This is a genomic window from Streptomyces niphimycinicus, from assembly GCF_018883605.1.
Classification (GTDB): domain Bacteria; phylum Actinomycetota; class Actinomycetes; order Streptomycetales; family Streptomycetaceae; genus Streptomyces; species Streptomyces niphimycinicus.
The window spans coordinates 1-6986 of sequence record NZ_JAHLEM010000685.1 but is presented as its reverse complement, the minus strand read 5'-3'; the positions used below and the strand labels follow the sequence as shown (position 1 = coordinate 6986).

5 protein-coding genes are annotated in these 6986 nt (G+C 71.5%); all 5 read right to left on the bottom strand.

What is annotated here, in order from left to right:
* Positions 1–209: 209 nt before the first annotated feature.
* Positions 210–2309: a catalase gene (locus KN815_RS40150; RefSeq protein WP_216346733.1), complete on the bottom strand. Its 2100-nt coding sequence runs from the start codon at positions 2307–2309 to the stop codon at positions 210–212.
* Complete coding sequence (locus tag KN815_RS40145; protein ID WP_216346732.1) at positions 2306–2860, bottom strand: type 1 glutamine amidotransferase domain-containing protein; 555 nt, start codon at positions 2858–2860, stop codon at positions 2306–2308. Before KN815_RS40145 ends, KN815_RS40150 begins: the two co-directional genes overlap by 4 nt.
* 101 nt (positions 2861–2961) lie before the next feature.
* Positions 2962–4782 (bottom strand): thiamine pyrophosphate-requiring protein, encoded by a 1821-nt coding sequence (locus KN815_RS40140; protein ID WP_216346731.1) that lies wholly within the window; start codon positions 4780–4782, stop codon positions 2962–2964.
* 163 nt (positions 4783–4945) lie between these two features.
* On the bottom strand, positions 4946–5911 hold the full coding sequence (locus KN815_RS40135) for a TIGR03557 family F420-dependent LLM class oxidoreductase (protein ID WP_216346730.1): 966 nt from the start codon (positions 5909–5911) through the stop codon (positions 4946–4948).
* Between the two features lie 272 nt (positions 5912–6183).
* The coding region (locus KN815_RS40130; RefSeq protein ID WP_216346729.1) for a diguanylate cyclase at positions 6184–6986 on the bottom strand (803 nt) is incomplete at its 5' end.

Below are 6986 nucleotides of genomic sequence, written 5' to 3'. Positions count from 1 at the left end.
AAGCCGCTGGTGGACTTTTCGGTGCGGGAGGTCGCGCCGTATGCGGCGGATTTGGAGGAGAGCGGGTTGTTCGCGGCGCCGGCGCCCCTTCCCGAAACTCCCGAAACGAGGGGCTCCGCCCCTCGACCCCCGCCCGGGGGTCGAGGGGCGGAGCCCGCCCCGGACCCCGCTCCTCAATCGCCGGAGAGGCTTGAATAACCCCGCCGAATTCAGCAGCGGACCTGGGGGCGGTCCCAGTGCCGGTGGGCCGAGATCGCTTCCGTGAAGGCCCTGGTGAATTCCTCGCTCGCCGCGCCCGTCGTCGTGTCCGTGACCACCCCGCGGTCGGCGCAGACGTGGCCGTGGCCGGAGGCGATGTGGAGGCCCTGCGGGTCGAGGGAGGAGAGGATGCCTACGCCCGAGCCGAGGGCGCCGATGGGTTTGCCGTGGCGGTAGGCGTCGCGGACGAAGCGCATGGCCGCGCCGTCGGAGGCCAGGTCGGGGGTGCCGGTGGGGCCGCCGGGGAGGAGGACGGCGTCGTAGAGGACGGAGGCGACCGTGGGGAGGGCGCGGTCGACCGGGTAGCCGTTGCCGTCGGCGCCGGCCACCTTGCCGTCGTGCGGGGCGAGGGCCTCGACGATGGCGCCCTGGGCGGTGAGTGCGTCCTGGGCCTGGGCGAGCTGGGCGGTGTCCACGCCGTCCGTGACCAGGACCGCGATCTGGCGGGTGCGGATCGAGCCGTCGCCCTGGAGGTTCTCCAGGCTCAGCGCGGGCGAGGCTTGCGGTTTGTGGTTGTTGGCGCCCGGTTCCGGCATCGCCACGCCGATGCCCTGGGCCACCTGCGAGGCCAGGTCGTAGTCGATCCGGGCCAACTGACCGACCGTGCGCTCGCGCACCTGCACCGCGTTGACCTTGCCCAGCTCGAAGCGGAAGGCGTCCACGATATGGCGCCTCTCCCAGTCGCTCATGCTGTTCCAGAACAGCGCGGCCTGGCTGTAGAAGTCCTTGAAGGACTCGCTCCGCTCGCGGATCTTATGGCCCTCGACCCGCTCCGCGTAGTGGGAGAAGGCATAGCCGTCCGCGCCCGCGAGGGCCGGGCAGCCGCCGCCGAGTGAGTTGGGGGAGTAGCTGGTGCCCTTGTGGAGCATGGTCTGGTGGTAGCCGTCCCGGTGGTTGGTCCGGGCCGGGGTGACCGGCTGGTTGACCGGAAGCTGCGAGAAGTTGGGGCCGCCCAGCCGGATGAGCTGGGTGTCCAGATAGGAGAAGTTCCGGGCCTGGAGCAGCGGGTCGTTGGTGAAGTCGATCCCGGGGACGACGTTCCCGGTGTGGAAGGCCACCTGCTCGGTCTCCGCGAAGAAGTTGTCCGGGTTGCGGTTCAGCACCATATGGCCGATCGGCCGCACCGGCACCTGTTCCTCCGGGATGAGCTTCGTGGCGTCGAGCAGATCGAAGTCGAAGTTGAACTCGTCCTCCTCCGGGATGAGCTGCACCCCCAGCTCGTACTCGGGGTACTGCCCCGCCTCGATCGCCTCCCACAGATCGCGCCGGTTGAAGTCCGGGTCGCGGCCCGCGGCCTCCTGCGCCTCGTCCCACACCAGCGAGTGGACGCCCAGCTTCGGCTTCCAGTGGAACTTCACGAAGGTGCCCCGCCCCTGCGCGTCCACGAAGCGGAAGGTGTGCACCCCAAAGCCCTGCATCATCCGGAAGCTGCGCGGAATCGCCCGGTCCGACATCAGCCACATCATCATGTGCATGGTCTCGGGCTGAAGGGAGACGAAGTCCCAGAGGGTGTCATGGGCGGAGGCGCCGGTCGGGATCTCGTTCTGCGGCTCCGGCTTGAGCGCGTGCACGAAGTCGGGGAACTTGATCCCGTCCTGGATGAAGAAGACCGGCATGTTGTTGCCGACCAGGTCGTAGTTGCCCTCCGAGGTGTAGAACTTCGTCGCGAAGCCCCGCACGTCCCGCACCGTGTCCGCCGAGCCCCGGGGCCCCTGCACGGTGGAGAACCGTACGAAGACCGGGGTGCGCACGGACGGATCCTGGAGGAAAGCGGCACGGGTGAACTCCGCGCAGGACTCGTACGGCTCGAAGTAGCCGTACGCGCCCGCGCCCCGCGCGTGCACCACCCGCTCCGGGATCCGCTCATGGTCGAAATGGGTCAGCTTCTCGCGGAAGTGGAAGTCCTCCATCAGCGTCGGGCCGCGTTCGCCCACGGTGAGGGAGTCATCGGTGTGATCGACCGCCACGCCCTGGTCGGTGGTCAGCGGTCCTTCGGCCGGGTCGGGGGCGCGGTAGTGGTCGCGCTGCCGCTCCTTGCGGTCCTCCGTCATGATGCCGATCCCTTCGTCGTCTTCGAGAACTCCTCCAGGAACGCCGCACAGAACGCCTTGAGATCATCGGGCCTACGGCTGGTGATCAGGGCATTGGGGCCGCTGGTGCAGACCTTGACCTGCTCGTCCACCCAGCTCCCGCCGGCGTTGGTGATGTCGGTGCGCAGACTCGGCCAGGAGGTCAGGGTGCGGCCACGCAGCACATCGGCCTCCACCAGCGTCCATGGGGCGTGACAGATCGCGGCCACCGGCTTCCCCGCGTCGAAGAAGCCCTTGGCGAAGGCGACGGCCGCCTCGTTCAGGCGCAGGAAGTCGGGGTTGGCGACCCCGCCGGGCAGCACCAGGGCGTCGTACTCCCCGACCGTGGCGTCCTTGACCACCTGGTCGACCTCGAAGGTGTCCGCCTTGTCGAGGTGGTCGAACGCCTGGATGCGGCCGGGCTTGGTGGACACCAGACGAGGGGTGCCCCCGGCGTCCCGGACCGCCTGCCAGGGGTCGGTCAGCTCGACCTGTTCCACGCCTTCCGGGGCGACGAGAAAGGCGACCTTCATAACTGCTCACGTCCTTCCGGTCCGGGTATCGCATCCGTCCGGTGCGGCGGGTAGCCAGCGCGGACGGGGTCGAAACGGGTACCTCAGGGTCTATGGGTGCATCAGGCGTCGTCCGCGGCCTTGTCCTCCGTGGCCTTCTTCCGGTGCGGCAGGTACTCCTGCACCTTCGCCTTCAGGCCCTGGCGCACCATGCCCGCCCGGTCCGAGTCGCCCTTGATGATCGACTCGACCGTGGCCTCCATCTGCTCCCAGGTGGCATGCGGCGGGATCGGCGGTACGGCCGGATCGGTGAGGAACTCCACGACCGCCGGGCCGTCCGCGGCCAGCGCCTCCCGCCACGCCTGCTCGACCTGCTCGGGCTTCTCCACCCGGATGCCGGTGATGCCGAGCGATTCGGCGAACCGCGCGTAGGAGACATCGGGAAGTTCCTGCGAGGGCAGGAACTGCGGGGCCCCGCCCATCGCCCGCATCTCCCAGGTGACCTGGTTGAGGTCCTGGTTGTTCCAGACGCCGATCACCAGCCGGGGGTCCTCCCACGACCGGCGGTACTTGGCCACCGTGATCAGCTCCGCCATGCCGTTCATCTGCATCGCGCCGTCCCCGACCAGCGCCACCGCCGGCCGGTCCGGATGGGCGAACTTGGCGCCGATCGCATACGGCACCCCACAGCCCATCGTGGCCAGCGTGCCCGAAAGCGAGGCGCGCATCTCGCCGCGCATCCGCAGATGGCGGGCGTACCAGTTGGCGACGGAGCCGGAGTCGCAGGTGATGATGGCGTCGGAGGGCAGCAGCGGATCCAGGCAGTGGGCCACATACTCGGGGTTGATCGGGTCGGCGGACACCTCCGCGCGCTGGGCCGTCACCTCGCGCCAGCGCCGTACGCCCGAGATGATCCCCTCCTGCCAGCCGCGCTCCTGCTTGCGCTCCAGTTGCGGCAGCAGCCGCAGCAGGGTCTCGCGCGCGTCGCCGACCAGATTGACCTCGTACGGATAGCGCATCCCGATCATGTGCGGATCGAGATCGATCTGAACGCCGCGCGCCTTGCCGAACTCCGGCAGGAACTGGGCGTACGGAAAGCTGGAGCCGATCGTCAGCAGGGTGTCGCAGTCCCGCATCATCTCGTACGAGGGCCGGGTGCCCAGCAGCCCGATGGAGCCGGTGACATACGGCAGTTCATCGCTGAGCACATCCAGGCCGAGCAGCGCCTTGGCGACGCCCGCGCCCAGGGTCTCGGCGATCCGCCGGACCTCCTCGCGCGCCCCGGCGGCGCCCTGGCCGACCATGATCGCCACCCGCTCGCCCGCGTTCAGCACCTCCGCGGCCCGCTCCACCGCGGTGCTGGACGGCACCGCGGACCAGCCGCTGCGGTCCAGGCTGGAGGGCACCATCTTGAACTCATGGGTGGGCGGGGAGTAATCGAGCTCCTGCACATCCGCCGGGATGATCACGGCGGTGGGGGCGCGGCGGGCGTAGGCGGTGCGGATCGCCCGGTCCAGGACATTGGGCAACTGCTCGGGGACGGTGACCGTCTCCAGGAAGTCCGAGGCCACGTCCTTGAAGAGGCTGTGCAGATCCACTTCCTGCTGGTACGAGCCGCCCATCGCGCTGCGGTGGGTCTGGCCGACCAGGGCCACCACCGGCACATGGTCCAGCTTGGCGTCGTACAGCCCGTTCAGCAGATGGATCGCGCCGGGGCCCGAGGTGGCCGCGCACACCCCGAGACGGCCGCTGAACTTGGCGTAGCCGACGGCGTCGAAGGCCGCCATCTCCTCATGCCGGGCCTGGATGAACCGGGGCTCGTTCGCGGCCCGCCCCCAGGCGGCGAGCAGGCCGTTGATGCCGTCCCCCGGGTAGCCGAAGACATGCTCGACACCCCACTCGGACAGTCGGGCGAGGATGTAGTCGGCCACTTTCATGGTCATGGTGGGTCATCGCTCCTTTCGGCGGTTCAGCCGTGCTCACGGTTCGGGGGCGGCCGTTGCCCGCCGGGCGGCCGTGCCCGTGGCGGTGCTCAGTCGGCCACGCGTGGCGGTTCTCCACCGGCCACGCGTGGCGGTGGTCGGCCCCGGCCCCCTGCGGCGGTGCTCAGCGGGCCACCTGCGGCAGCACCTTGGTGCGGTAGAAGTCGAAGAAGCCCCGCTGGTCGGGGCCGATCTGATGGACGTAGGCGGTGTCGAATCCGGCGTCGGCGTACGCGTTCAGCGCGCCGATATGCGCCTCCACGTCATCCCCGCACACCACCTCTTCGGCCAGCCGCTCGGGGGTGACGAGCCGGGTGGCCTGCTCGAACTGGCCCGGGGTGGTCAGCGTCGACAGCACCTCGCCGGGCAGCGCCTCGGTCGGCCACAGCCGGTGGGCGGTGCGCAGCGCCTCGTCGGGGTCCGGGCCGTAGCAGACCTTCAGCCCGCCGCGGGCCGGTTTGCTGTTGCCCCCGGCGCCGCTGCCGCGCCGGAACCGGGCCACCAGCTCCGCGTCCGGCACGGTGGTGATGAAGCCGTCGCCGACCCGCCCGGCCAGCGCGGCGGCGGCCGATCCGAAGGCCGCGATGTCGATGGGCACCGGCTCCTCGGGCACCGTGTACAGCCGGGCGTTCTCCACCGTGTAGTGCTTGCCGTGATGGGTGACGCGGCGCCCCTCGAAGAGCTGGCGCATCACCATCACGGCCTCCTCCAGCATCTCCAGCCGGATCGGCGCGGGCGGCCAGCGGTCGCCCAGCACATGCTCGTTCAGCGCCGCGCCGCTGCCCACGCCCAGCCGGAAGCGGCCCTCCAGCAGCACCGAGCTGGTCGCGGCGGCCTGGGCCACGATGGCCGGGTGGATACGGATGATGGGGCAGGTCACCGCGGTCTGCACGGGCAGGCTGGTGGCCTGCGAGAGTGCGCCGATCACCGACCAGACGAAGGGGCTCTGGCCCTGGGCCTCGCTCCAGGGGTGGTAGTGGTCGGAGATCCACAACGCGTTGAAACCGGCCTGCTCCGCCATCCGGGCCTGCTCGACGAGGTCCGCGGGCCCGTGTTCTTCGGCGGCCAGGAAATAGCCGTACTCGGTCATGGGCCCTCCTCGAGCGCGCAGCCGGCGAATGTCGGCAGATGCGACGGGTAACCGGCGCCCGGGGAAGGAAACCTCGTTTGGTACGGCGCGGGACGGGCACGTGGGGGTGCGCCGAGGACTCGCGCGGGGCGTGGGGACGGGCACGCGCCGGGCGCTGGAGCGCGGGCACGCCCCCGGTGTGCCGACGTGCCCGCGCCCGCGCCCGGTGTCCATACGGCTCGCCCGCGTCCTTACGGTTGGCCCGCGTCCTTACGGTCCGCCGCCCCGCCGGGTCAGCCCCCCGGCGCCGGCGCCCGCGGAGCCGTACGTGGCATGGCCAGGGCGACATGGCGGGAGATCCGGTCCGCCACGCCCGCCTCCGCCATCTCGAAGGCAGCGCGGCCGCCCGTACGGAAGAGCGTGAGCGCCCCGCGGACCGGATCCGTGGCGGAGGCGCGCAGGGGTATGCACAGCAGCGAGGTGACCTCCTCGCGCACCAGCACGGGCGCACCCGTCGCGTCCCGGCCGAAGGCGTCGGCGTCGGCCGGGCTCACCCGCAGCGCGGAGACCCCGTCGGACAGCGCGTCCACCACCAGGGGGCAGTCGGCCGGGTCCTGCTCGGCCAGGGAGGCCGTACGGTCGCCCACCGCGTCCCGCGGGCCGAGCGCCACCACCCGGCGCGGGGCGCCGGGGCCGCTCTCCGGGGCCAGGTCGGCGATCACCCAGTCGGCGAACCGGCCGTGCAGCACCTCCGCGGCCCTGGCCAGCACGGCCTCCGGACCGCCCCCGGCCAGCGCCACCCTCAGCAGCGCCGCCGCCATGTCGTCGGCCAGGTCCAGCAGCTCGGCATGGCGGGTCACCTCCGCCAGGTCCGGCCGGGACTCCGGGCGCCGCGCCCCGGCCGTCCCCCCGCCCGCCGGGGCGCCGCACATTCCGGGCTGGAACGCCGCCAGCACCGCCGGATGGGGCTCGCCCGGCGGGCGCAGCGCGGCCAGGGTCACCCGCACCTCACCGTCGGCCGACGGCTGCGACAGCCGCACCGTCAGACTGCGGTCGCCCTCGCCGCGCGCCACCGCGGCGACCTGCGAGCGCAGCG

What these genes read in the sequence shown, in the direction of transcription:
- KN815_RS40140 (WP_216346731.1), bottom strand. Translation starts at nt 4,782, where the DNA reads ATGACCATGAAAGTGGCCGACTACATCCTCGCCCGACTGTCCGAGTGG.
- KN815_RS40135 (WP_216346730.1), bottom strand. Translation starts at nt 5,911, where the DNA reads ATGACCGAGTACGGCTATTTCCTGGCCGCCGAAGAACACGGGCCCGCG.
- KN815_RS40150 (WP_216346733.1), bottom strand. Translation starts at nt 2,309, where the DNA reads ATGACGGAGGACCGCAAGGAGCGGCAGCGCGACCACTACCGCGCCCCC.
- KN815_RS40145 (WP_216346732.1), bottom strand. Translation starts at nt 2,860, where the DNA reads ATGAAGGTCGCCTTTCTCGTCGCCCCGGAAGGCGTGGAACAGGTCGAG.